This window comes from Gemmatimonadaceae bacterium, from assembly GCA_019637445.1.
Taxonomy (GTDB): Bacteria; Gemmatimonadota; Gemmatimonadetes; order Gemmatimonadales; family Gemmatimonadaceae; genus Pseudogemmatithrix.
In genome coordinates, this window is record JAHBVS010000002.1 from 415,383 (window position 1) to 439,996 (window position 24,614).

Annotated in this window: 17 protein-coding genes; 8 read left to right on the forward strand and 9 right to left on the reverse strand. The window is 68.5% G+C overall.

What is annotated here, in order from left to right; all coding sequences use genetic code 11:
* Nucleotides 1–2: 2 nt before the first annotated feature.
* On the reverse strand, nucleotides 3–824 hold the full coding sequence (locus KF709_11985; protein ID MBX3175127.1) for an enoyl-CoA hydratase family protein: 822 nt from the start codon (nucleotides 822–824) through the stop codon (nucleotides 3–5).
* A complete protein-coding gene (locus KF709_11990; protein ID MBX3175128.1) occupies nucleotides 821–3,142 on the reverse strand; it encodes a bifunctional salicylyl-CoA 5-hydroxylase/oxidoreductase in 2,322 nt (773 codons plus the stop codon). The genes KF709_11985 and KF709_11990 overlap by 4 nt, the downstream gene beginning before the upstream one ends.
* 70 nt (nucleotides 3,143–3,212) lie before the next feature.
* On the opposite strand from KF709_11990, the gene KF709_11995 reads away from it, so the two are divergent.
* Nucleotides 3,213–4,820 (forward strand): benzoate-CoA ligase family protein, encoded by a 1,608-nt coding sequence (locus tag KF709_11995; protein ID MBX3175129.1) that lies wholly within the window; start codon nucleotides 3,213–3,215, stop codon nucleotides 4,818–4,820.
* A 206-nt stretch (nucleotides 4,821–5,026) separates the two neighbouring features.
* Nucleotides 5,027–5,710 carry a hypothetical protein gene (locus KF709_12000; protein MBX3175130.1) on the forward strand — a complete coding sequence of 228 codons (684 nt, stop codon included), beginning with the start codon at nucleotides 5,027–5,029 and terminating at the stop codon, nucleotides 5,708–5,710.
* On the opposite strand, the gene KF709_12005 is transcribed toward KF709_12000, so the two are convergent.
* Complete coding sequence (locus tag KF709_12005) at nucleotides 5,697–6,932, reverse strand: hypothetical protein (protein MBX3175131.1); 1,236 nt, start codon at nucleotides 6,930–6,932, stop codon at nucleotides 5,697–5,699. The genes KF709_12000 and KF709_12005 overlap by 14 nt on opposite strands.
* A gap of 166 nt (nucleotides 6,933–7,098) precedes the next feature.
* On the opposite strand from KF709_12005, the gene KF709_12010 reads away from it, so the two are divergent.
* Complete coding sequence (locus KF709_12010; protein MBX3175132.1) at nucleotides 7,099–8,118, forward strand: hypothetical protein; 1,020 nt, start codon at nucleotides 7,099–7,101, stop codon at nucleotides 8,116–8,118.
* On the opposite strand, the gene KF709_12015 is transcribed toward KF709_12010, so the two are convergent.
* Nucleotides 8,104–9,987, reverse strand: coding sequence for a PAS domain S-box protein (locus tag KF709_12015; GenBank protein MBX3175133.1), 1,884 nt, complete (start codon nucleotides 9,985–9,987; stop codon nucleotides 8,104–8,106). The two genes, KF709_12010 and KF709_12015, sit on opposite strands and share 15 nt — an antisense overlap.
* A gap of 79 nt (nucleotides 9,988–10,066) precedes the next feature.
* Here KF709_12015 and KF709_12020 point away from each other — a divergent pair, with 79 nt between their 5' ends.
* On the forward strand, nucleotides 10,067–11,230 hold the full coding sequence (locus KF709_12020) for a GGDEF domain-containing protein (protein MBX3175134.1): 1,164 nt from the start codon (nucleotides 10,067–10,069) through the stop codon (nucleotides 11,228–11,230).
* A 9-nt stretch (nucleotides 11,231–11,239) separates the two neighbouring features.
* On the opposite strand, the gene KF709_12025 is transcribed toward KF709_12020, so the two are convergent.
* A complete protein-coding gene (locus tag KF709_12025; protein MBX3175135.1) occupies nucleotides 11,240–12,733 on the reverse strand; it encodes an amidohydrolase in 1,494 nt (497 codons plus the stop codon).
* A 108-nt stretch (nucleotides 12,734–12,841) separates the two neighbouring features.
* On the opposite strand from KF709_12025, the gene KF709_12030 reads away from it, so the two are divergent.
* Both KF709_12030 and KF709_12035 read left to right on the forward strand, forming a co-directional pair.
* Nucleotides 12,842–15,505, forward strand: coding sequence for a protein kinase (locus tag KF709_12030; GenBank protein ID MBX3175136.1), 2,664 nt, complete (start codon nucleotides 12,842–12,844; stop codon nucleotides 15,503–15,505).
* Between the two features lie 105 nt (nucleotides 15,506–15,610).
* The gene (locus tag KF709_12035; GenBank protein ID MBX3175137.1) at nucleotides 15,611–18,061 is read left to right on the forward strand and encodes an ABC transporter permease; all 2,451 of its coding nucleotides are present in this window, start codon (nucleotides 15,611–15,613) and stop codon (nucleotides 18,059–18,061) included.
* Between the two features lie 75 nt (nucleotides 18,062–18,136).
* On the opposite strand, the gene KF709_12040 is transcribed toward KF709_12035, so the two are convergent.
* Nucleotides 18,137–21,028: a DNA/RNA non-specific endonuclease gene (locus tag KF709_12040; protein MBX3175138.1), complete on the reverse strand. Its 2,892-nt coding sequence runs from the start codon at nucleotides 21,026–21,028 to the stop codon at nucleotides 18,137–18,139.
* Between the two features lie 114 nt (nucleotides 21,029–21,142).
* The gene (locus tag KF709_12045) at nucleotides 21,143–21,982 is read right to left on the reverse strand and encodes a formate/nitrite transporter family protein (protein MBX3175139.1); all 840 of its coding nucleotides are present in this window, start codon (nucleotides 21,980–21,982) and stop codon (nucleotides 21,143–21,145) included.
* A 103-nt stretch (nucleotides 21,983–22,085) separates the two neighbouring features.
* Here KF709_12045 and KF709_12050 point away from each other — a divergent pair, with 103 nt between their 5' ends.
* Both KF709_12050 and KF709_12055 read left to right on the forward strand, forming a co-directional pair.
* Nucleotides 22,086–22,517, forward strand: coding sequence for a hypothetical protein (locus KF709_12050; protein ID MBX3175140.1), 432 nt, complete (start codon nucleotides 22,086–22,088; stop codon nucleotides 22,515–22,517).
* Nucleotides 22,518–22,569: 52 nt separating this feature from the next.
* Complete coding sequence (locus KF709_12055; GenBank protein ID MBX3175141.1) at nucleotides 22,570–23,328, forward strand: ThuA domain-containing protein; 759 nt, start codon at nucleotides 22,570–22,572, stop codon at nucleotides 23,326–23,328.
* 21 nt (nucleotides 23,329–23,349) lie between these two features.
* On the opposite strand, the gene KF709_12060 is transcribed toward KF709_12055, so the two are convergent.
* Entirely contained in the window at nucleotides 23,350–23,961 is a 612-nt protein-coding gene (locus tag KF709_12060) for a hypothetical protein (GenBank protein MBX3175142.1), read from the reverse strand.
* A 50-nt stretch (nucleotides 23,962–24,011) separates the two neighbouring features.
* Entirely contained in the window at nucleotides 24,012–24,599 is a 588-nt protein-coding gene (locus tag KF709_12065; GenBank protein ID MBX3175143.1) for a DUF1801 domain-containing protein, read from the reverse strand.
* Nucleotides 24,600–24,614: the final 15 nt, after the last annotated feature.

Consider the following 24,614-nt stretch of genomic DNA (forward strand, 5'->3'; position numbering starts at 1 on the left):
GGTCAATCGCCCTCGAACACGGGCGTCTGCTTCGCCGCAAAGGCCTCGAAGGCGCGCCGGAAGTCCTTGGTCTTCATCAACTGCGCCTGCGCCATCGCCTCGGCGTCGATCAGCGCATCGATACTCATATCCCATTCCGCGTCGAGCATGCGCTTCGTCATTGAGTGGGCGAGGATAGGGCCGTCGGCCAGTGAGCGCGCAAGCATTGTGGCGTCGGAGAGCAGGGAGCCGGCGGGCACCAGTCGGTTCCAGAATCCCCAGGCGGCGCCTTCCTCGGCGGTCATCGTGCGGCCGGTGAAGAGCAGCTCCGCCGCGCGCCCGTGCCCGATGATGCGCGGCAGGATGCCGCAGGCGCCCATATCGCAGCCGGCGAGCCCGACACGCACGAAGAGGAAGGCAGTCTTGGCGTTCGGCGTGGCAATGCGGAGGTCCGAGGCCATCGCGAGGATCGCGCCGGCGCCGGCGCAGGTGCCGTCCACCGCCGCGATGATTGGCTGCGGACAGTGGCGCATCGCCTTCACGAGGTCGCCGGTCATCTGCGTGAAGCGCAGCAGGCCGATGTCGTCCATCTCGGTGAGTGGCTCGATGATCTCGAACACATCGCCGCCCGAACAGAAGTTGCCGCCCGCTCCCGTGAGCACGATGGTGCGCACGTCGTCGGCGTCACGGAGCGCGTGAAAGAGATTCCGCAGCTCGTCGTAGGACTCGAAGGTGAGTGGGTTGCGGCGCTCGGGACGATTCAGCGTGATGGTGGCCACGCGACCGTCGGCGCTGCACTCCCAGAGGAAGTGTTCGGCTTCGTAGTCCTTGAGCGCTCTGGTCATCGCGTGGGCGGCCCGGCGGCCGCGCGTTGGAGGTTGGTCTCGTATTGCAGCTTGCCGCGCAGATACTGCACCGGCCAGGGCTGGTTCGTCACCCCGATCTTGGCGGCTTCGTGCAGTGACCAGGCGGCGTCGGCGAGGTGTGGGCGGGCGATGGCGCAGAGATCCGCGCGGCCCGCGGCGATGATGCTGTTGGCGTGGTCGGCCTCGGAGATCGCGCCCACGGCCACGGTCGCGACGCCGAGCTCGTTGCGGATGCGGTCGGAGAAGGGCGTCTGGAAGAGGCGGCCGTAGACGGGCTTCTCTTCCGGTGTCACCTGGCCCGAGGAGCAATCGATGAGATCCGCACCTGCGTCCTTGAACATCGCCGCGTAGATGGCGGCGTCGTCGGCCGTGTTGCCGCCGTCGAACCAGTCGTGGCAGGAGAGGCGCACGGAGATGGGGCGATCCTCGGGCCACGCGGCGCGGACGGCGTGGAAGACCTCGAGCGGATAGCGCGCACGGGCCTCATGGTCGCCGCCGTACTTGTCGCTGCGCTGGTTGGTGAGCGGCGAGAGGAAGCTCGAGAGCAGGTAGCCGTGCGCACAGTGCAGCTCCAGCACGTCCGCGCCGATCTCCGCCGACCACTGTGCGGCGCGCACGAAGTCGGCGGTGACGCGGTCCATGTCGTCGCGCGTCATTGCGCGCGGGAGCTGCGAGACTTCCAGATACTTGAGCGCGGACGCCGAGATCAGCGGCCAGTTGCCATCGTCCAGCGGTTGGTCCGTGCCTTCCCATCCGAGTTTGGTGCTGCCCTTTCGCCCCGCGTGCCCGAGCTGCATGCCGAACTTGGCCGGCGTGTGCTCGTGGATGAACTGCACGATGCGCTTCCAGGCGTCGCGCTGCACCTCGTTCCAGAGCCCCGCGCAGCCCGGTGTGATGCGGGCGTCGGGCGAGGTGCAGGTCATTTCGCCGAAGACGAGTCCGGCGCCACCCATCGCGCGCGCACCGAGATGCACGAGATGGAAGTCGCCCGGCACGCCATCAATGGCGGAGTACATCGCCATCGGGGAGACGACGATGCGGTTCGGGAGCGTGAGCCCGCGAACCGTGTACGGCGTGAACATCGGGCGTGGCGCCTTGTCCGTGTCCGACGCGGGCACGCCCGCGCGCGCGGCGAACCAGCGCTCGTAGCCTTCGAGCCAGATCGGATCGCGAAGCCGCAGGTTCTCGTGGCTGATGCGCTGTGATCGCGTGAGCAGCGAGTACATGAACTGCTCGGGCTCGAGCGTGTCGGCGTAACGCTCGCCGACCACCTCGAACCACTCCATCGCATTGCGCGCGGCGTTCTGGATGCGCGCCACGTCCACGCGGCGAATCTCCTCGTAGGCGTGCAGCGCATCTGCGGCACGCGTGGCCTCGTGGCCGACGACATCGAACTGTCGTGCCAGCTCGATGGCATCCTCGAGCGCCAGCTTGGTGCCCGAACCGATTGCGAAATGCGCCGTGTGCGCCGCGTCGCCCATCAACACGACCTGCGCCTTGCCCACCTTCGTGTGCCAGCGATCGCAGATGAGGCGCGAGAAGTTCATCCAGCCGCCGCCCTTGAGGTGCGGCGTGTTGCTGAGCAGCGCTGCGCCCTCCAGCACGTCCGCGAACAACCGCTCGCAGAAGTCCAGCGACTCGCGCTGTGACAATGCATCGAGCCCGTGCGCCTCAAAGGTCTCTGCCGTGGTCTCGACGATGAACGTCGAGTGCTCCTCGTCGAACTTGTAGATGTGCGCCTGGAACCAGCCGTGCTCCGTGCGCTGGAAGTCGAAGGTGAAGGCGTCGTAGCGCTTCTTCACGCCCAACCACACATAGCGGTTGGGGCGCTTGGCGATGTCGGGGCGAAAGACTTCCGTGAGCCGCTCCCGGACCTTGGAGTTCACGCCGTCAGCGGCGACGATCAGGTCCGAGTCGGCGTAGTCGAGGTCCGAGCCCACTTCGCGCTCGAATACAAGTTCCACCCCCAAGGACTCCGCGCGCCGCTGCAGGATGTTGAGCATCGTCTTGCGGCCGATGCCCACGAAGCCGTGGCCTGTGGTGCGCATCCGGCGACCCTTGATGCGGACCTCGATGTCATCCCAGTGGTTGAAGGCCTGCTCGATCTCCTCGGCAGTCTCCGGATCCGCGCGCCGCATGTTGTCCAGCGTGGCGTCGGAGAAGACCACGCCCCAGCCGAAGGTGTCGTAGGGCTTGTTGCGCTCCACCACGGCGATCTGGTGCGCCGGGTGCGCCTTCTTCATCAGCAGGGCGAAGTACAGGCCCGCCGGTCCACCGCCGATGCAGGTGATGCGCATTGCTGGGGGCTGAGGGGCGTAGGCGCGGCACACTTGCCGCCGGACGATGGGGAGAACTATATAGGCGGCGATGAACCCCCGCGACCGCGACGCACGCGCTTGGCTGCCCCGCGCGGCCGATATGCCCGAGTTCCGGTTCGACCTGCCGGAGCTGCAGTATCCCCCGCGGCTGAACTGCGTCGCCGAGTTGCTGGACCGCTGGGTGGAGCAGGGGCAGGGGCACCGGCCCTGCCTGTCGTCGCCGACGCTCAAGTGGAGCTACGCGGAGACGCTTGACTGGGTGAACCGGATCGCCAACGTGTTGGTGGGCGTGCTGGGGATGCGCCCGGGGGACCGCGTACTGCTGCGCGCGCCGAACACGCCGATGTTCGCGGCGGCCTACCTCGCCGTGATGAAGGCCGGTGGCATCGCCGTGGCGACGATGCCGTTGCTGCGCGCGCCGGAGCTGAAGGTGGTGATGGAGAAGGCGCGGACCTCGCTGGCGCTCTGCGACAACCGGTTGCGTGCCGAACTCGACACGGCGCGCGAGGGCTCGGAGGCATTCGGACGGCTGGTGACGTTCGGGACCGCCGAGACCGAGATGGAACTGCTCGCTGCTGAAGCGGGCGCGCAGTTCAAGGCCGCCGACACCGCCAGCGACGATCTCTGCCTGTTCAGCTTCACCTCCGGCACCACCGGTGGGCCGAAGGCGACGATGCACTACCATCGCGATGTGCTCGCCATCGCCGACAGCTATGGCAAGCAGGTGCTGCGCGCCTCGCCGGAGGACGTGTTCACGGGGTCGCCGCCGCTGGCGTTCACGTTCGGCTTGGGTGGCCTGGTGATCTTCCCGATGCGAATCGGCGCGTCGAGCCTGCTGCTGGAGAAGGCGCCACCGGACGAGCTGCTCGCGGCGATCCGCCAGCATCTGCCAAGCGTCGTGTTCACCGCGCCGACCGCCTACCGTGCCATGCTCGGCAAGCTGCGGCCGGGCGACCTGGATTCGCTGCGCATCTGCGTGTCGGCGGGCGAAACGTTGCCGGCGTCCACGTTCGATGCGTGGAAGAAGGCCACGGGCATCACGCTGATGGACGGCATCGGCGCGACGGAGATGCTGCACATCTTCATTGGATCGCCGGCGGACGAAGCCAAAGCGGGCTCCACGGGTCGCGTGGTGCCGGGCTATGAAGCGCGCATCGTGGACGACTCGGGTAACGATGTCCCCGACGGCACGCCCGGGCACCTCGCGGTGCGTGGGCCCACGGGCTGCCGGTATCTCGACGACCCGCGGCAGCGGCGCTATGTGAAGCAGGGCTGGAACTACCCGGGTGACACCTACATCCGCGATGCTGACGGCTACTTCTGGTACCAGGCGCGCTCGGACGACATGATCGTCAGTTCCGGCTACAACATTGCGGGGCCGGAGGTGGAGCAGGCGTTGCTCGCGCACGCGGCGGTGGCGGAGTGCGGCGTGGTTGGGCTGCCGGACGCCGAGCGCGGCACGGTCGTGGCGGCATTTGTGGTGCTCAAGCCCGGCCACAGCGGCGACGCAGCGCTGGTGAGCGCGCTTCAGGAGCACGTGAAGGCGACGATCGCGCCGTACAAGTATCCGCGCAGCGTGCGCTTTGTGGAGGCGTTGCCCAAGACGTCGTCGGGGAAGCTGCGGCGGAATGTGCTGCGGGAGACGGGCACGGCCTGAGCCAGAGCTCCCCGAGTGCGCTTCGAGGGGAATGTCTACGGAGTTCCTCGCGCGAGAAGCGCTGGACTGTGTCCACGTGGCCCAACGGTGGCACGGGCTCTGCACGCGCCTTAGTTTGCGATGGAACACACCGAGCGCGGGCTCAGAGCCGCCGGCAGATCCGGGGCCTAGGCCGCCGCCAACGCGATGTCGCATTGGAGACCACAATGCCCCCGACACCGTTGAAAGCATCGCCGCGACGACGGGACGCGGACACACCTGCGTGGAAACGGGCGCTTGCCGATCCGCGTCGCGCCATCAGCGTCGCGGCGTCGCTGCTTCGCGGGCAGTGGTACAAACGGTACTACCGGCTGCGCGGCATTCGTTTTACGGCCGGCCGGAACTTTCGCGTGCAGGGTCGGCTCACCGTCCGTGGTCCAGGGCGCGTCGTCTTTGGCGACGACGTGACGGTCGCGATGCACGTGACGCCGTGGACTCACGCCCCCGAGGCGGTCATTGCCGTCGGAGATCGCGCGATCCTCAATGGGACCAGGATGGGCTGCCGCCGGGAAATCACGATCGGTTCGGACGCGCTCATCGCCGATGCCCACATTCTGGATACAGACTTCCACAGTACCTGGAAGGACCGGCGTTCACCGGATGCGCCGGTGCGCGTCGCTCCCGTGCGTCTGGGAAAGAACGTCTGGGTGGCGTCCTCGGCGGGTGTGCTCCCCGGCACAAGTATCGGAGAGACTTCGTGGTCGGCTTCGGCGCGATCTGCTCCGGCCGCTATCCGGCCGACGTCCTCATCGCCGGCAATCCCGCCCGCGCCATCAAGCCGATTCCGACGGCTCTGCCCGCTGAAGCCGCGTCGTAGCGGAGCCGCCGTCGCGCGATCTACCGCCGCGTGAACACCGCCCCGTGCGGCACACCGGCTGCCGTGCCTCCGTGCGGCCACGACTTGTTGTCGAGCCGCACACCCGGGCTCTCCGCGCCGGCGTCCCGGAAGCGCGAATCCAACGTGAGCGCGCCCGTCAGTGTGTCAAAGTCGGCCAGCACCACGCGGTTTCGCATCGCGCCGTAGCCCGTGACCACGATGCGACTGCCATCGGGCGATGCTGCAATCCAGTGCGGGACGTCGTCATCGCCGAGCGCCATGCGCCCCACCTCGCGCGGTGCCGCGGGATCCGCGATGTCCAGCACCACCACCGCACTCCACGCCGGGACCGTCACGAGATAGTAGTGCCCGATGATGACCGGGATCGCGCAGTACGTGTCGGGCTTCTTCGGGAATGACGCCACAAACCTCGCACTCGGCGCGTCGCCCTCGATACCGTCCATCAGGTAGAGTCCGCAGTTGAACGTCGACACCAGCACCGTGCGCCCGTCGGCCATGACGCGCGGCTCTGCCGTGTAGTCGCCTTCGTCGCCCAGCGGTCCGGGCGGCAACGGGAAGCTGTGCAGCAGGGCGAGGTCCGAGAGCCGCCACACCTGGATGAGCCGCGACGACTCCACACCGCCTGCGTCGTGCATATCGGTGGACGTCGTGACAATGCGGTCCAACGCGGGCAGGATCTGCGCGCTGTACACGCGATGGTCCTTGGCGATGCCTGGCCCGAACGCCGAGCTCGACCGCACGCGGGCGCCGGCGTCGGTGATCTCGACTAGGCCGCCAGGCTGCATGTCGCCGTTCACGTGTCGCATCTGATACGTGGCGAGCACGTTGCCGTTCGGCAGGCGCAGGAATGAGTGCGGATGCGTGTAGCCCTCGAAGTCCTCGAACGCGGCGGCAATGCGCGGCGTGCGCGGCTCCTGCAGGTCGAAGACCCAGGTCTTGCCGGCGCCGAATCCGTTGGCGAACAGTTGCGCGCTCGCCGGCATCTCGTGCTCGGTGTGGTGCGGGCCGTTGCGCAGGCCGGGAACGGGCAGCGTCGTTACCACGTCGCCGTAGCGCTCGGCGTTGGCGGTCACATCGAGCACGGCGAGGAAGTCCGGCTGCGTGGAATCCGCCGAGGCGACCCAGAGGGCCAGGTAGTCTTGGTTCGCCGCCTCCTCAGCGCCAGCACAGGCAACTCCAAGCAGCGCAAGACTATAGAGGAAGGCCCATCGATGGATGGCGCGGTTGATTCGCATTGGAGGAGGCTGAGGGAGGGAGGCCGCGAAGATACTGCGTTCGCGCGGGGGCCGTAACACAACTGATACAAAGTGTCGGGGATTTCCCGTCCCAAGGGCCCGCTGGGTGTCGTAGAATTTCTGCGTCCAAGCGAAGACGCGTCGACCGCCCCATCACACACGCCCCGTGACGTTCGACCACCTGCTGATGCTCGTTGGCTTCACGATCGCCGCGTACTCGATCGTGGCGAACGATGCCATCCAGACGTTGGGGACGTTCCTGTCCTCCAATTCCCGACGCCCGTGGTGGGTGCTGTGGCTGTTTGCCGTTGGCATCCTCTACACGGTGATCATTTACGGCTGGATCGCCAACAACGGCGACACGTCCTACGGCCGCCTCGAGCGCATCCCGCTGCCGCAGCCCTTCGGCATCATCTACCTGGTGCCACCGCTGGTGCTGCTCTGGCTGACGCGGCGCGGCATCCCGGTCTCCACGACGTTCCTCATCCTCACGATCTTCGCGCCCAGTAGCCTGGGCGGGATGCTGATCAAGTCGGTCTCGGGCTACATCGTGGCCTTCGTGTTCGCGATCGTGCTGTACTTCGTGGTCGTGCGCGGGCTGGAGAAGCACTTCATGTCGTCGCTGGACCAGCCGCCGCCGCGACATTGGGTGGCGCTGCAGTGGCTGTCCACGGGCTTCCTCTGGAGCCAGTGGTTGGTGCAGGACCTCGCCAACATCTTCGTGTACGTGCCGCGCAAGCTGGACGCGAGCTGGCTGGCCTTTGCGCTGGTGTTGATGGCGCTGCTGCACGCGTTCACGTTCTGGTCACGCGGCGGCGCCATCCAGAAGGTCGTCACCAGCAAGACGAACACGGCCGACATCCGCTCGGCGACGATCATCGATTTCGCCTTTGGCCTCGTGCTCCTCGTGTTCAAGGAGTGGAGCAAGATCCCGATGAGCACCACCTGGGTGTTCCTGGGCCTGCTGGCCGGGCGTGAGATTGCGATGACGGTGCAGCATCAGTCGCGGCCGATGCGCGAGACGCTGGGCATCATCCGCAACGACGGCCTGAAGGTGGCCGCGGGACTCGCGGTGAGCGTGATCCTGGCGCTGGGGCTGCCGCGTGTGGCGGCGCTGATCTCGAATGTCGGCGTGCAGCCGGTGCAGGCGCAGGTGCCGGTGCCGCCGCCGTCAGTTGCGCCGTAGCGTCGCCTCGAGGGCCTCGGTCAGCGTGCTCAGCTTGAACGGCTTGGCGAGGAAGCGTGTGCCTTCCACCGCCGACGCCGACGAACCGTCCACGCGGTCGTAGCCCGAGACAATCAAGACGGGCACATCCGGCGCCGACGTGCGAATCTTTCGCGCCAGGGCCAAGCCGTCCATTCGCGGCATGCGCACGTCGGTGACGACCATCGCCAACTCGTCGGCGTGGCGCTGGAAGGTCTCCCAACCGGCGGCCCCATCCTCCGCCACCAACACGCGCCAGCCGAGCCGCGAGAGCAGCCGTGCGGTCGACTGCCGCACAATGTCCTCGTCCTCGACCAGGAGGATGGTGCGCTCCGCACCATCGTGCTCACCGGGAGCCGCCGAGACGTGCTCCTCGCCCCAGTTGGCGAGTGGCAGCGTGACCTCGAAGGTGCTGCCTTCGCCGGGCGCGCTCGTGACCTGGATCTCGCCGCCTGCCTGCGCGACGACGCCGTACACGACGGCGAGGCCCAGCCCCGTGCCGCCGCCGAGGCGCTTGGTGGTGAAGAAGGGTTCGAAGATCCGCGCCCGCGTGGCGTCGTCCATGCCGACACCGGTATCGCGCACGCGCAGTCGGGCCACGCCCGCGTCCTTGTCGGCGTGCACGCTGAGGTAGAGGTCGCCGCTGCCGCCGATGGCGTCGCGGGCATTGAGCAGCAGGTTCATCACCACCTGCTCCAATTGGCTGCGGTCGGCCACGACGACGGCGGGGTGCGGGCAGTCGGAATGCACGCCAATGCCGGCGGGAATCGACGTGCGCATCAGGCGCAGCGTGCCGCAGGCGAGGCCTGCAAGGTCGAGCCGTTCGACCCGCGCCGAGTCGTGGCGTGAGTAGGCGAGGAGCTGGCGCGTGAGTCCGGCCGCGCGGTCCACGGCGTCAACGGATACACAAAGATCGCGATGCGCCTGCGTGCCCTCGCCGATCGACTCCAGGGCGAGCTCGATGCCGTTGCGCACGGCGGTCAGCAGGTTGTTGAAGTCGTGGGCGACGCCGCCGGCCAGCCGGCCGACGGCCTCGAGCTTCTGCGTCTGCACCAGCTTGCGCTCCAGGGCCTCGTGCTCGCGCTCCATCTCCTTGCGGTGCGTGAGGTCGTGCCAGGAGACCACGCTGATCCGCTTGCCGGCCAAGGTGGCGTGGCGCACGGCAACGTCCACGGGCACGATGCTGCCGTCCGGCCGCTGGTGACTCCACTCGAAGCGCTGGGTGCCGGTGGAGAGGGTTTGCCGCCCGAGCGCGCGCGACTTCTCGTCCGAAGGCAGGCCATCGGGCTGCCGCGGCGGCGAGTACTCGGCGGGCCGTCGGCCGATCAGCTCGTGCTTCTCGCGGCCCAGCATCTGGAGCGCGGCCGGGTTGCAGTCCAGCACGCCGGTCTCGTCGGACAGGAGTAGGCCGTCGTGCGAGTGCTCGAAGACCAGCCGGAAGCGTTCCTCGGCCTCCTGCCGCTGCGTGATGTCCTGGCCCACGGCCACGAGGCCGAAGCCTTCGCCGTCCTCGCCGGGCACGCGATCGACGTTCCAGAGCAGGATGCGCCGCTTGCCGTTGGGCAGCGTCAGCGGCGCGACGTAGTTGCGCATCGGGACGCCATCGAGCGCCGCCCGGAGATTCTTCGCCACCGGGGCGCGATGCCGCGCCGGCAGGAAGCTCTCGAGATAGTTGCACTCGAGCGCCTTCGTTCGGGCCACCCCGTAGAGCTGCTCGGCTGCCCGGTTCCAGAGGAACACGGTGAAGTCGGTGCGTAGCCCAATCATCACGCTGCCGGCCGTATCCACGAGGGTGGCCAGCAGTCGTGCGTCGTCGCGTGGCGCGCCGGGTGCGGACGGGGGCTTCGTCATCGTATGTAGTATCGGCCCCCCGGCTGCGAACTTGCCGCCCTGTCGGGGAAGGCCTCACGGCGCTAGCATCCCTGCGCCTATGCGCCCTCCTCGCCCCTCCGGAGCCCTCACCCGCGACGCCGCGCCGCAGCCGATTTGGGGTCGGCCGGATCCGGCGCTTGCCGCTGCCGGTATCGAGGGCGAGTACGTCGTGGCACGGGTGCGCCTCGTCGCGATGGGGCTGCTGATGATCGCGCCGACGTGGAACCTGTTCTCGTCGCCCGGTACGGCGATGCACGTCGCCGGCTTCTCCGTGACACTGGCCGCGACGCTGGCCTCGGCGGGCATCTGGTGGGTGCTGAAGAACGGGGGATGGCGCCCCTGGGTGGGGTTCGCGTCCAGCGCCTTCGACGTCTCGATGGTTTCGCTGGCGCTGGTCAGCTTCCTCGTTGTCGCGTCACCGATGGTGGCGCTGAACAGCACGGTCACGTTCGAGATGTACTTCCTGGCGCTGGTTGCGACCTCGCTGCGCTACGATGCGCGCATCTGCATCGTGGTGGGCACGCTGGCGATTGCCGAGTACGCGTCGCTGTGGGGCTTTGCGGCCTCGCAGTACGACCTGGCGGACCCGCGCTACCTGCAGGACGCGGGGCCGTATCTGCCGGTGGACCTGGCCACGCGGCTGCTGCTCCTCGCGATCGCCACGCTGCTTTCGGTCACCATCGTGCGGCGCGCGCAGCGCTTGCTGTACCTCGCCGCGCACGACCGGCTCACGGGGCTCTACAACCGCGGGCATTTCGATGGCGTGCTGAACTCCACGTTCCTGCAGGCCGCGCGCGACAAGTCACGTCTCGCGGTGGCGATTCTCGATGTGGACCACTTCAAGCGCATCAACGACGAGCACGGCCACGCGGTGGGTGATCGCGTGCTACAGACCTTGGCCGAGCGACTGAGTCGCTCGATGCGGCGCACCGACGTGGTCGCGCGCTACGGGGGCGAGGAGTTCGTACTGCTGATGCCGTCCACCTCGCTCGAGGATGCGATCGGCCACGTGGAGGAGGTGCGGCAGGAGGTGCACGGCACACCCGTGCCACTCGGCCAGGGCCGCCAACTCACGCTGAACTTCAGCGCCGGCGTCGCCGCGCTGCCCGTGGACAGCGAAGCGTCGACGCCGGCGGCACTGCTCACCCTCGCCGACCACCGCTTGCTCGAGGCGAAGCGGCAGGGCCGGGGGCGCTGCGTGGGGCAGTTTCTCTCGGCCTGAGCGGCCCCGTCACTCCGGCGCACCACCCGGCACGCTGCCCTTGCGATAGTCCAACGGCGGCGGGCGATCGCCGAGAATGGCGCGGTAGGTGAAGTTCGGCCCCACGAGCTCGCGGTACTCGGCCTTTGCGGCCGCCACCAACGCCGCGTTCGTGAACAGGTCCACCGCGGACATCGCCAGCGTCTTGGCGGCGATAACCATGCCCTTGTTGCCTATGGTCATCCCACCCGCCGCGATGGCCTGCCACGAGTGCGAGGACGTGCCCGGCACCCAGGTGGCCGCGCGCATGCCGCCGGTGGGCACGACCCAGCTCACGTCGGCGACGTCCGTGGAGCCGCCGCCAGGATTGCCTTCGATGATGCGGAACGGCTGCACCTCGCTCGCCACCTTGAGCGGCGGAGGCTCCACGCCGAATGTCCCGCGCACGATCTCGGCGAAGGCGCGCTCCGCGTCGGTGTAGGTCATCCCGCCGACCGCGACGAGATTCGCGTGGATCGCCCGCTGCAGCGCGACGTTGGGCAGCAGGTTGTAGACGCCGTGGATCACCTCGTGGTCCACCGTCGTGCCCGTGCCGAGCGCGGCGCCCTCGGAGGCCTTCACGACGCGGTCGAACAGCGCGAGCACGACCTGTGGGTCGTGGTGGCGCACGTAGTAGAACACCTCGGCAAAGTCCGGCACCACGTTCGGCGCGCTGCCGCCGCTCGTGATCACGTAGTGGATGCGCGCGTCGGAGGGCACGTGCTCACGCATCATGTTCACCATATGGTTCATCGCCTCGACGCCGTCGAGTGCCGAACGGCCGCGCTCGGGGGCGCCCGACGCGTGCGCGCTGATGCCGTGGAATCGGAACTTCGCACTCTTGTTCGCCAGCGAGCTCGCGGCGTCGGCGGCGTTGCGGTCGCCCGGATGCCAGTGCAGCACGACATCCACGTCCTTGAACAGTCCGGCGCGCACCATGTAGACCTTGCCCGCGCCGCCTTCCTCGGCGGGCGTGCCGTACACGCGGATCGTGCCGCGCTGGTTGGACGACTGCATCCACTGCTTGACGGCGATGGCGGCTGCGGTGGAGGCCGTGCCGAAGAGATGGTGACCGCAGGCGTGGCCGGCCGGCTTCTCGCCAATCGGATTGCGCTCGGCCGTGCGGTCCTGCGTGATGCCCGGCAGCGCGTCGTACTCGGCGAGGATGCCGATCACGGGGCCCGCGCCGTTGCTGTACGTGGCGACGAAGGCCGTGGGGATGCCCGCGACGCCCGTCTCGATGGTGAAGCCCGCGTCACGCAGCGTCTGCTGGAGCAGCGCGGAGCTGCGTTCTTCCTGGTAGCCGACCTCGGCGTAGTTCCAGATGGTCTGGGCGACCTGGCCATACTGCGTGGCGTTGTCGTCGATGAACTTGGCGACGAGGGTCTTGCCGGCGGCGGCGGCGCGGGGGGATTGGGCACCGCCGGCGGCAGGCGAGAGGGCGATGGCTGCAACCAGCGCCGGAACCGTGAGACGACGCAACATTCCGGACCTCACTCAGGTGGTGGGGGCGCGGGCTGGGCCCGCGTGGCTCGTGGAATGTACCAGCGGATTCGGCTGGCGGCCGCTCCCATCGCAGGGCACCTTTGGCGCGTGCAATCCCTCACTGACCGCCTGAACGCGAGCCTCGAAGGCCGCTATCGCATCCTCCGCGAGCTCGGCGCGGGCGGTATGGCCACCGTCTTCCTCGCCGAAGACCTCCGCCACGATCGCAAAGTTGCGCTCAAGGTGCTCAAGCCCGAACTCGCGGCCGTGCTCGGCGCCGAGCGCTTTGTGGTCGAGATCAAGACCACGGCCGCACTGCAGCATCCGCACATCCTGCCGCTGTTCGATTCCGGCGAGGCCGACGGCTTCCTGTTCTACGTGATGCCGTTCATCGACGGCGAAACACTGCGGGACAAGCTCAATCGGGAGTCGCAGTTCGGCGTGGACGAGGCGCTGCGCATCGCCTGTGACATTGCCGACGCGCTGGACTATGCGCACCGCCACGCGGTCATCCACCGCGACATCAAGCCGGAGAACATCCTGCTGCACGATGGCCGGCCGATGGTGGCGGACTTCGGCATTGCCTTGGCGCTGAGCGCGGCGGCGGGCGGGCGGATGACGGAGACCGGGCTCTCGCTGGGCACGCCGCACTATATGAGCCCGGAGCAGGCCACGGCGGAGAAGGAGATCACCGGCCGCAGCGACATCTACTCGCTGGCCAGCGTGCTCTACGAAATGCTCAGCGGCGAGCCCCCGCATATGGGCAAGACGGCGCAGCAGATCATCATGAAGATCATCGCCGAGCCGGTGAAGCCGGTGACGGAGCTGCGGAAGTCGGTGCCACCGCACGTGGCGGAGGCGGTGGCGCAGGCCTTGGAGAAGTTGCCGGCGGACCGGTTCTCGACGGCGGCGGAGTTTGCGGCGGCGTTGCAGGGCCGGGGCACGGTGCGCACGACGGTGCAGACGGGGCTGCCGAAGCGCGCGGTGGATACCCGGTGGCGCGCCGTGGCCCTCGTGTCGGTGGCCGCGGCGGTTGTGCTGGGCGCGTTCGCCGCCTGGAACTTGATCCGTCGGCCCGAGCAGGCGCTGCTTCGCCTTGGCATGGCTTTCCCGGAGAAGGAGCGCATCGTCGCGGTCTCGACGCGGCGGATGGAGTTCTCACGCGACGGCCAGCGCATCGTCTACATCGGTCCCGACAGCGGCGGCACGCAACTGTGGGTTCGCGAGATGGACGAGCTGTCGGGGCGTCCGCTGCCCGGCACGCACAATGGGACGGCACCGTTTTTCTCACCGGATGGCGCATCGGTGGGATTCATCACGGAGTCCGGCTCCGCGCTGGCGGTCGTCTCGTTGGCCGGTGGGCTGCCGCGCATCGTCGTGAGCGACTCGGTCCTTGCGTGGGGCGCCGACTGGGGCGATGACGGCTTCATCTACCTGGTGCACCGCCATGGCGTGGTGGGTCGTGTGCGCGCCTCGGGCGGCGGCATCGAGCGCCTGACGCAGCTCGATAGCGCCGGCGGAGAGTTCGAGCACGACTGGCCGCAGGTGCTGCCCGGTAGCAAGCAGCTGCTCGTTCAGGTCTGGCGATCCTCCATCGCGAACTCCGACGTCGCGATCGTCGACATTGCGTCCGGCCAGCGGACCACCATCGCTCGGCAGGCCTACGGACGCTATCTCCCCAGTGGGCACGTCATCTACGCGACGATCGACGGCTTGCTGCGGGTCGTCGCCGTGGATGCGTCGGCAGGCAAGCTCATCGGGGAGCCGATGGTCATCGCCCAGAACGTGGAGTTCGATTCGCCAAGCGGCGCCGCGCAGTTCGCGGTCTCGGAGACTGGTCGGCTGCTGTTCTCACCGGGTGGCGGCGCCGAGGGTGACCAGGCCGTGTGGGTGGACCGCAAGGGTGCGGCCGCACCCGTGGACTCCGCGTGGCGCGGCCAGTTCGGCTCGATCGCCCTGGCTCCCGACAACGGCCGCCTGTCCGTCGCCGTGAACGGCGTGGACGGTGCGAATCTCTGGATCAAGCAACTACCGCGCGGACCGTTGACCCGAATGACGCGGGACGTCGGGAACTACCGCGAGGTTTGGTTCCCGAACGGCCGTGAACTCGCGTTCATCCGCCAGGGCCTGCCGCGGAATGCCGTCTTCCGGCAGCGGGCCGACGGCAGCGCACCGGCGGAACCACTGGTCGATGATCCGCGGGGCATCGACGAGATCATCGTCACGAACTCCTGGCTGGTGTATCGGATCGGCACGGGCACGTTCGGCTCGCGCGACATCTTTGCCCGCCGCCGCAGCGGGGACACGACGGCGATCGCAATCGCGGCGAGCCCGAGTTACGACGAGTACGGCGCCACCGTGACGGCCGACGAGCGCTGGGTCGCGTATGTCTCCGTCGAGTCCGGGCGCCCGGAGGTGTACGTGCGCAGCCTGACCGACCCCTCGTCCGGCCGTCTGCAGGTGTCGATCGACGGCGGTGAGGAGCCGCTGTGGTCGCACAGCGGCCGAGAGCTGTTCTACCGCACGCGGCGCGGGGATATGATCGCGGCCGAACGCGCGCCGGGGGCCGAGATGGCGTTCACGCGTCGTAGCGTCCTGTTCACCAATCCGGCCTTCTCGGCCGACGGCTTCCACCGGATGTACGACCTTTCGCGCGACGACTCGCGATTTGTCATGATCGAGCGCGCGCTCGGCGGCGCAGCTGAGGCGGTGCTGATCTCGGACTGGAGAATCGTGGAGCGGCGGGCGCAGCGGAGTGCTGGGACGCGATAGGCGTCGCTGGGCGTCGGCTCCCGGTGTAGCGCAGGCGGGCCCGAGCGGTGGCAGCCACCCGTCCCACGGGGTATGTTCGGTCGCCTCCACCCTCCGGATTCCGCCATGGGCCTGACCCTCCGCTACGTGCTGCGCAGCCTCTGGAACGCGCGCGGCTTCGCCATCGCCGTCGTCCTCACGCTGGGCCTCGGCATCGGCGCCAACACGGCCATCTTCTCCGTCGTGCGCGGCGTGCTGCTCAAGCCGCTGCCGCACCAGGAAGGCGACCGCCTGATGTACCTGCGGCATTCGGCCGACGGCATCGGGGCGTCGAACGTTGCCTTCTCGGTCCCGGAGATCAACGACTTCCGCGAGCAGTCGAGCACGCTTGGCGAGATCGCCGAGTATTCGCCGCTGACGCTGAACATGATCCTCGACGAGCAGGCGACGCAGATCGACGTCGGCCTCGTCACCGGCAACTATCTAACGGTGATGGGGCTGAGCCCCATTCGCGGCCGACCGTTCAACGACGCCGACGACGGCGCCGGCGCCGCGCCGGTGCTGATGCTCGCCCACGGCTACTGGCAGTCGCACTTTGCCGGGGACTCCGGCATCGTGGGACAGACGATTCGCGTGGCCGGCCGGCAGGTCGAGGTGATCGGCATCCTGCAACCGGCGCCGTTCTTCCCGGGACGCATCGACGCCCTGATGAACATGAGCATCAGCGAGCACCACGTGAGCGCGCTGATGGAAGACGGCCGCACGCACCGCATGACGGAGATGATCGCGCGCCTCGCCCCGGGCGCGACGCTGGAGCAGGCGCAGCAGGAGGTGCAGGCCATCACGGGTCGCGTGCACCAGACCTACCCCGAGATGTACCAGGCCGGCGCCGGCTACAAGGTCACGATGACGCCGCTGCAGGAGGTGCTCGGCCAGGACGCGCGCAAGACCCTGTGGATGCTGATGGGCGTGACGGCGTTTGTGCTGGTGATCGCCTGCGCGAACGTGGCCAACCTCACGCTGATGCGTGGCGTGCGGCGCGAGCACGAGATGACGGTGCGGGCGGCGCTTGGTGCCGGCGCGGCACGGCTACGCAAGATGCTGCTGGTCGAGAATGGTGTGCTCGCACTCGCCGGCGCGGCGCTCGGACTCGCCGTCGCATACGCTGGCGTGGGTATGCTCGCGTCGTTCACGGCGCGCTTCAGCCCGCGCTCCGACGAGATCGCCGTGGACGGCTTCGTGCTCCTCTTCACGCTGCTGCTGGCCCTGGTGGTGACGGCGGTGCTGTCGTTCGTGCCCAGCATCGGCAAGGAGGACTCGCTGGGTGAAGGCTTGCGCGCCGGCGGCGCGCGCTCGGGTGGCGGCGGCAAGGGACAGAAGCGCCTGCAGCAGGCACTGGTCGTGATGCAGGTGGCGGTGTCGTTGGTGCTGCTCACGGGCGCGGGCTTGCTCACGCGCTCGATGCAGAAGCTCGCGGCCGTGGACCCGGGTCTCACCGCGCCGAACGTGCTGACGATGGAAGTGCCCTACGACTTCACACAAGCCACGTCGCCGGCCTCGGCGGTGGCGCGCTATGAGCAGATGGGCACCGAGCTGGGTCGCCTGCCCGGGGTCGAGCTGGTTGGCATCGGCAGTACGATGCCGTTGCGCGCCGCGGGCTTCGTGCTCGAACTCAAGGCGGAGGGTCGGCCCACGGAGGCCGGCGCGGCGCCGCCGACCGGCGAGTACCGCACGGCAGATCCAGGCTACTTCCGCGCCGCGGGCATCCCGTTGCTCTCCGGCCGTGACTTCACCGCCTCCGACGACGGACAGGCCACGCGGGTGGCCATCATCAATCAGACGTTGGCCGAGCGACTCTTCCCGGACTTGGATCCGGTGGGACGCCGCATCGCGTGGACCGGCGACGTGCTGCGCTTCATCGGCATCCCCGAGGACAACTGGCTGATGGTGGTCGGCGTGGTCGGCAACACAAAGGACGGCGGGCTCGACGCGACGCCGATTCCCGCTGTGTTCCAGCCCTTCGCCCAAGGCTTCTTCCCCGGCGGCGGACTCGTGGTGCGTGCGGGCGTCGAACCCAGCGGCATCGCCACAGCGGCGCGGGCGATCATCCGCAGCATCGATCCCACGCAGCCGGTGGAGAACGTGATGACGGTGGACGAGATCCGCGACGAGAGCGTCGGCCCGCGCCGCTTGAACGCGCTGCTGGTCGGCTCCTTCTCGCTGCTCGCGCTTGTGATTGCCGCCATCGGCATTGGCGCGGTGCTGGCGTTCTCCGTCAGCGCACGCACCGGCGAGATCGGCATCCGCATGAGCCTTGGCGCCGCGCCCACACGCGTGCTGCGCATGATCCTCGGCGAGGGCGGCCGATTGGTCGCCCTCGGGCTGCTGCTCGGCGTGGCAGGTTCGCTGGCCCTGGCGCGCTCGATGCAGTCGCTGCTCTTCGGCGTGGAGCCGAGCGACCCCGGCACGCTGGCGGTCGTGATGTTGTTGCTGGCGGCGATTGGCGTGGCGGCCTGCCTGGTGCCGGCACTGCGGGCAAGTCGGATTGAGCCGTCGGAGGCCCTGCGGGCGCAGTGAGACGTGCCCGCTGACGAGACGGGGCGGCGTGCCAACTGGCACGCCGCCCCGTCTCACGTCAGGAACCGGTTTTTGTTACAACCCGTCGAGCCCACGCAGGAGGACGTCCACAAGTGGCGCCACCTGGGCGGCGGTCAGGCGACCGCTATTGGCCAGCGCACGCAATTCGTTCAGCGCCGCACCAATCTGCCCGCTTGCCGAGTTGGTGTTGCCACGCTCGAGCGACGAGGCGGCCGCCCGCAGCTTGGCCCGCAGCGAGTTGGCTTCGCCACTCGAGAGCGCGCCGCTCGCGGCGAGCTCGTTCACCATCGCGAGTGCCCGCTCCACCGCCAAGGGTGCGGGCAGCTGCGAGATCGTGGCCGTGGTCTCCACCGTGTCTGCGAGCCCAAGGATATCCGTGACGATCATCCGCACGCTGTAGCTGCCTGCTGCGGCGTAGGTATGCGAGACGGCGGCGCCGGACGCGAACGTGCCGTCGCCAAAGCTCCAGTTGAAGCTCAGTGCATCACCATCGGCATCCGTGGCGCTCGCATGCATCGCCACTGCGTCACCGGCGTAGGCGGTGTACGGTCCATCCACCGCTCCCACCGGGAAGCTCGTGCCGCTCTCCAGCGCAATCTCCAGGTCGTCGCGCAGCAGCGAGAGCAGGTCGTAGCCGCTCAGCGCCTCCACCGCGTCCACCGTCGTGCGGTAGGTATTCCAGTCCACCGTGCGGATGCCTGGGTCGTTCGGCATGATCACGGCAATGACTTCGACGCCCTCGAGCGAGGTGACGCTTGAGAGCGTCGCATCACGCGGTAGCACCAGCGCCACCTTCCACACCTGCGCCGGGATCGTGATCTTGCCCTCGTTCTTCACCGTGCCCTTGGAGCCGGCGACACCGGCCACGATGAACAGCTCACGGTTGCTGAAGCGGGCGAGGTCGCCGAGGGCGTTTTCCATCGCGGCCCAGGGACCCTGATTATTGTCGGCCGCCTGCGGGATGATGTTCGAGAAGTAGAACGAGCGGGCGTTGTCGAGGCTGCCCGCGGTGCGGTCAAAGGAACGCGCGAGGTGGCCGCGGTCGATGCCATAGCCAGCGGCTGCGCCGGCGCCCGTGTAGTCCGCCGTGGTGTAGCGCGGATATGCGGCGAGCTCGGGGTCGAAGGTGAAGCAGTCGCAGCGATCCTCGGGCCCGAAGTGCGTGGCGTCGAGGTTGTAGGCCACCCAGTTGGGCGTGCCGCGCGCCGGGTTCCACGAGGACGTGAACTCCGTGCGCGCCACGATGATGTCGTTGCTGGCGTCGCCGTCCACCGGCGCGCCGAACTCCACGTGGTTCTGGTACACGGCGCTGCCGCCGGCCATCGCCACGCGCGTCGGCACGTTGTAGGTCGCGGTGCTGCCGTCCTCTGCCGTGGCGCGCACAACCGCAGTGCCGGCGCCCAACGCCTGCACCACACCGTTCGCATCCACGCTGGCCAGTGCCGGCGTCTCCGAGCTCCATGTCCAGGTCGTGGTGATCACCGCCGAGGTGGCGCCGTCACGCAGGGTCGCGAAGAGCTGGTCCTCGAAGCCGATCGGCAGCGCCGGGTCAGTGCCATCGCGCCCGCTGAACGTGATGGTGTTCGCCGGCGGGGGCGGGACCTGCCCGTAGCAGGTACCGAAGTTCCGCGGCTGCGTCTCCCAGGTGTTGGCGACGGTGCGCTGCAGCGAGGTGCCCGTCTCCGACGAAAGCCCAAGCTGCACCGCACCGATATCCGTGCCGAGCACGCCGGCGGCGGCGCCGTCGGCGGCGGTGAAGGTGCCTTCGTAGGTGAGGAACTCAACGAGCACGCCCTCGGCGTTCACCAAGGCGAAGCCGTCTGGTGATCCGTTCTGAATGCCGTTGGACGGATACTCCACGTACAGCGTGCCGCGTCCATCGCACTGGTTGGCGATGGTGCCGTTCAGGATCTTGGTGTCGTAGCTCGCGCCGCCGTTGCCGTTGTACAGCACGATGCGCCAGCCGGTGAGGTCCGTGCCGGCCGGGCCTTCGACTTCGATGGCCTCGCCGACGTCGGTACCAAAGTTGTCGTAGTGGATCTCGCTGAGGCGCACCGGCGGCAGCTCAACCGGCGGCGCGGCCGTCACGGTCACCAGCGCGGAGTCCGCCAGGGCCCCGACGGTCGCCACCACGTAGGTTGTGCCCTCGCTGACGCCCGTCACGATGCCGTTCTCGACCGACGCCACGGCGGCGTCGCGAGAGGTCCAGGCCACGATGCTCGGCACCACCTCGCCCTCGGCGTCGGTCGCTTCCGCCGTAAACGCGGCGGTCGCGCCGATGACCATCGTCGCCTCGGCCGGGCTCACCGCAACAGCGACCGGCTCGGCCGGCTCCTCGTCGTCCACGATGCCGTCGTTGCAGGTGCCGAAGGTGTTCGCGGCCTCGGACTGCCAGGCACGGGTCTCCGAGCGCTGCAGCGAGTTGCCGATGGCGCCGCTGCCGTTCTGCGACACGCCAATGTCCGGCAGCGTCAGGCCGTTCGCCGGCCCGCCGACGGCGGTAAAGCTGCCTTCGTAGGACAACAGTTCCACGACCCCACCCAAGTTGTCCACGAGGGCGATGCCGTCCGGCGCGCCGTTCTGGATGCCGTTCGTCGGATAGTTGATCACGACCACGCCACGCGTGGCGTCAGGGCCGCAGGTGGCGCCGATGCTCGTCGACAGCGTCACGGTGTTGTACGGCGCCCCGCCGGAGCCGTTGTACAGCACCACCTGCCAGCCCGTCAGGTCCGTGCCTACGGGACCGGAAATCTCGATCGCCTCGCCGACGTCCGTGCTGGCGTTGTCGTAATGGAATTCGCTGATCCGGACGACCGGGCCGATGGCCGACGCCTGGCGTGACGGGACGATTCGAAGTTGCTGCGGGCCGGTCGGGCTGTCGGGGGAGCAGGACGCAACAAAAAGCGCCGCGACGAAGGCGGCGATGGCGGGGGCGCGGAGACGCATATGGGGGGCGGCGAGGGCTAAAGGTGTGTGGACCGACGGGAAAGCTACGTGCATTTCTGGCCGCCGCATCTGCCGCGGCGACCCGTGACTGCGGTGTTACCGGCGCGTGCCGGCCTAGGCCGAGGGGCTAGGCGGCCGGACTTCCTCCCGCACCTGCGCATACGTGAGGGCGGCGAAGATGCCCGTCCCGCCCAGCACATTCCCGGCAAGTGCAGGAAGGATGCCACGCAGCAGTGCATCGACCAGGGGCAGCTCACCCTCGAGCATCTCGACGAAGAGTTCCGTGGAGCCCGCCACCACGTGGCTCAGCCCGCCCAGTCCGATCACGTAGGTCAGGATGATAATCATCAGGACCTCGCCCGCGTCGTCCAGCCGCGGCAGTACCCACACGAGTGCCGCAATCAGGAAGCCTGCCGGCATGCCCCAGGCCAGGTGCTGAAGGGGACTGATGGCCGCGTAGTGCCGCGAGATCTCCTGGATCGCCTGCATCTGCGCGTCCGGCACGATGCGCACGTACACCAGCAGCGCCGCCGAGATGAGGCAACCGAGCAGGTTGGCGGTGAGGACGATGGACCAGAGGCGCGCCGTGGCGAGGAAGTTGTCGGCCGACGGGCGATGCAGCAGCGTGAGCACCGGCGTGATGGTGTTCTCGGTGAACAGCTGCATCCGGCCGAGGATGACGATCAGGAAGCCGATGGTGTAGCCGAGGTTGGAGACCATCGGCGTCCAGACGGTGTGCGGCAGCACGCTGACGAGGAAACCCTTGGCGATGACCGAGGTGCTGATGGCCAGGCCGGCGCTGACGCCGGACCAGAAGAGGGCGCTGGAGGGGCGGCGGAGCTCGCGCTCGCCCTCGCGGCGGATCACTTCATAGATGACGGAGGCTTGGACGTCCGCCATCTCCTTGGCGCGGGCCTTGGCCTCGCGGTCCAGCGCGGTCTTTGTCGCGGACATCAGCGCCTCCGGGTCTCGGTGTCGGAAGGTGCTGCGCGGGGCACGGGCACTCAAGGGGCGATGGCCGTGACGCGGGCTTGACGGCGCGGGTACTTCCGTGACGATGCGGCGCCTTCTCCTGCTTCTCGTGCTCTGCGCGAGCGGTTGCAACGACGGCTTCAGCCAGTGGCTGACGATCGTCGTGCCCCCGGAGATCGAGAGTATTCCGCGCGGCGAGCATCGCGTGGCGGTGTTCGGCTACGACCCGTCCCTGGCCGATGCGTCGGCGACCTTGCTCGTCGAACTGCGGGTGCCGTTTTCACACGTCGTTGGGAGCAGCACGCGCCAGACCCTGCCACTGCAGGCCACCGTGCCGCGTGGGTATCGCGTGTACCTCAGTGTCGCGTCCTGCGAGCGGCGACTCGTGGGTTCCACCTACATGCTTTGGGACGGGCAGTCAGATATCGGGACGCCGCGCGAGGTGGTCATGCAGCGCGTGCCCACGCAGGTGCCCTGCGAGCAGCTCTGGGGTCCGGGGACCTCGGGGCCGCCCTAGTGGCTTCTGCGTTGTTGTAGTCACGCGCCGTGTCGCGCACTACACTGCAGGAATGGCGAGGCAGGGATATCGGTGCGCGGTCGCGATTGTCGCGATTGTCGCGGTTCAGGCGCTGGGCTGCGACGCGGCGCGGAACACGGCGGTCGTCGACGACGCCACGCGCGTCCTGGTCTTCTCCCGCACCGTCGGCTTCCGGCACGCGTCGATTCCGGCGGCCCTGGAGACCCTTGAAGCCGTGGGTCGCGCCCACGACGTGGTGGTCGAGGCGACGGAGGATCCGACCTGGTTCAGCGACGCCACGCTGCAGCGCTTCGACGCCGTGGTATTCCTGATGACCACGGGCGACGTGCTTGACGCGGCACAGCAGGCGGCCTTCGAGCGCTTTGTTCGTGCCGGCGGCGGTTTCGTCGGCGTGCACTCGGCCAGCGACACCGAGTATGGCTGGCCGTGGTACGGCGGACTGGTCGGCGCGTATTTCGCCTCGCATCCGGCGGTGCAGGCGGCGACGGTGCTGCGCGTGGACTCGCTGCATCCCTCGGCACTCGGCACGCCGGAGAGCTTCGTGCGCACGGATGAGTGGTACGACTTCGCCGCGCCGCCGGGGCCGTCGGTGACGGTGCTGCTGCGTGTGGACGAGGCCAGCTACAGCGGGGGAGGGATGGGGGCCGTGCATCCGATCGCTTGGGCGCACACGTACGACGGCGGGCGCGCCTGGTACACGGCGATGGGGCACACTGAGGCCTCGTACAGCGAGCCGCTGTTCGTGGCGCAGCTCACGGGTGGGCTGTTGTGGGCGGCGGGGCGGCGATAGCCGCCCCGCTCAAGCTCTAGCCTACATCCCGAAGCAGTAGAACAACCCGTTCCCGCCCGTCGCCTGCAGGTTCGCCTGCCCGCAGCCACGCGAAGGATGCGCGGAGTTCCACGAGTTCGGCCGCGCGCCGCCCCCGTTCTTGTCGTGGTGGCCGACCCAGGCGCTGCCCTCGGCGGCGTTGCTGGTCCAGTTGCCGCAGGTGGAGTCACCGCCCTCGCTGGACAGCGTGCCGTCCGGCAGCGAGCCCGTCAGGATGTCGTGCATGTTCGGCGTGTCGCCACGGCCGTTCACCATCATCCCCTTCTCGTTCAGGCTGCCTTCCTTGCCCAGCTGGTTGTTCTCGCTGTGCAGGTCGGCGACATCCTTGGCGACCATCACGCCCTTGGCATTGAACCAAGGTCCGGCGCCGATGCGGTCGCGGGCGTTCACGGCGCCTTGCCCACCGCTGGCACTGGCGCTGAGGTACGCGCGCCAGGTGCGACGCGCGGCACCGATGTCGGCGGCGAGCTTGGCGCAGTGCGCGTCGGCGCCGGAGAGTCCGCCGAGGTTTGCACCGTCACCGGGGCCGGCGCTGGTGATGAAGAAGCTCATCCGTGGGTCGGGCTGCGCCGACTCGGGTGAAGTCGGGGCCATCACTGCGAGGGAGGCGACGGCAAGGATGGAGAGCGAGGTGGCGCGGGTCATCAGCGGCTCCTAGTGGTGGACTTGGCTCGGGCGGTTTTCTTGGCTGCCGCACGCCTCGGACGCGCGGCGGGCGTGTTGCCACGCTTGGTGGCTGACTTCTTCGCCGCTGGCGTCTTCGCAGCCTTCGACTTGTTGCGCGGGTCGACCTTCGCGTAGGTCTCGAGGTAGTCGTCCACCTTGGCCCGCCGGAACGCCTCGGCGATCACATCCAGCGCGAGATCGTCGAGCGTCTGGAAGCGCAGGCAGCACTTCCCCATGTTGAGCTTCTTGCCGGACTTCGCCCAGGCCTTGCGGAACCACTGCTCGTCGGGCGTGCCATCGGCGTAGACCTGCATCAGGTACAGCGAGACGTAGTTCTTCTGCGAGGCCAGGCAAGCAAAGGGCAGGGGCTGCTTCGGATCGCAATGGTAGCCCGCGGGAAAGACGCGGTGCGGGATGTACCAGCCGATCATCCCGTACTGCATGCCTTCCTCGAGCTTGCCGTCCATGTTGCGCAGGACGACGTCCCGCAGCGCGCTGATGGTGGCGCGCCGGTCGGCTGGCAACTCCTTGAGATACTGCGCGACGGTCTTGGCCTTGCTCTGCATCCAGCGCTCCCGGCA

What these genes read in the sequence shown, in the direction of transcription:
- KF709_11985 (MBX3175127.1), bottom strand. Translation starts at nt 824, where the DNA reads ATGACCAGAGCGCTCAAGGACTACGAAGCCGAACACTTCCTCTGGGAG.
- KF709_11990 (MBX3175128.1), bottom strand. Translation starts at nt 3,142, where the DNA reads ATGCGCATCACCTGCATCGGCGGTGGACCGGCGGGCCTGTACTTCGCC.
- KF709_11995 (MBX3175129.1), top strand. Translation starts at nt 3,213, where the DNA reads ATGAACCCCCGCGACCGCGACGCACGCGCTTGGCTGCCCCGCGCGGCC.
- KF709_12000 (MBX3175130.1), top strand. Translation starts at nt 5,027, where the DNA reads ATGCCCCCGACACCGTTGAAAGCATCGCCGCGACGACGGGACGCGGAC.
- KF709_12005 (MBX3175131.1), bottom strand. Translation starts at nt 6,932, where the DNA reads ATGCGAATCAACCGCGCCATCCATCGATGGGCCTTCCTCTATAGTCTT.
- KF709_12015 (MBX3175133.1), bottom strand. Translation starts at nt 9,987, where the DNA reads ATGACGAAGCCCCCGTCCGCACCCGGCGCGCCACGCGACGACGCACGA.
- KF709_12020 (MBX3175134.1), top strand. Translation starts at nt 10,067, where the DNA reads ATGCGCCCTCCTCGCCCCTCCGGAGCCCTCACCCGCGACGCCGCGCCG.
- KF709_12025 (MBX3175135.1), bottom strand. Translation starts at nt 12,733, where the DNA reads ATGTTGCGTCGTCTCACGGTTCCGGCGCTGGTTGCAGCCATCGCCCTC.
- KF709_12035 (MBX3175137.1), top strand. Translation starts at nt 15,611, where the DNA reads ATGGGCCTGACCCTCCGCTACGTGCTGCGCAGCCTCTGGAACGCGCGC.
- KF709_12040 (MBX3175138.1), bottom strand. Translation starts at nt 21,028, where the DNA reads ATGCGTCTCCGCGCCCCCGCCATCGCCGCCTTCGTCGCGGCGCTTTTT.
- KF709_12045 (MBX3175139.1), bottom strand. Translation starts at nt 21,982, where the DNA reads ATGTCCGCGACAAAGACCGCGCTGGACCGCGAGGCCAAGGCCCGCGCC.
- KF709_12050 (MBX3175140.1), top strand. Translation starts at nt 22,086, where the DNA reads ATGCGGCGCCTTCTCCTGCTTCTCGTGCTCTGCGCGAGCGGTTGCAAC.
- KF709_12055 (MBX3175141.1), top strand. Translation starts at nt 22,570, where the DNA reads ATGGCGAGGCAGGGATATCGGTGCGCGGTCGCGATTGTCGCGATTGTC.
- KF709_12060 (MBX3175142.1), bottom strand. Translation starts at nt 23,961, where the DNA reads ATGGCCCCGACTTCACCCGAGTCGGCGCAGCCCGACCCACGGATGAGC.
- KF709_12065 (MBX3175143.1), bottom strand. Translation starts at nt 24,599, where the DNA reads ATGCAGAGCAAGGCCAAGACCGTCGCGCAGTATCTCAAGGAGTTGCCA.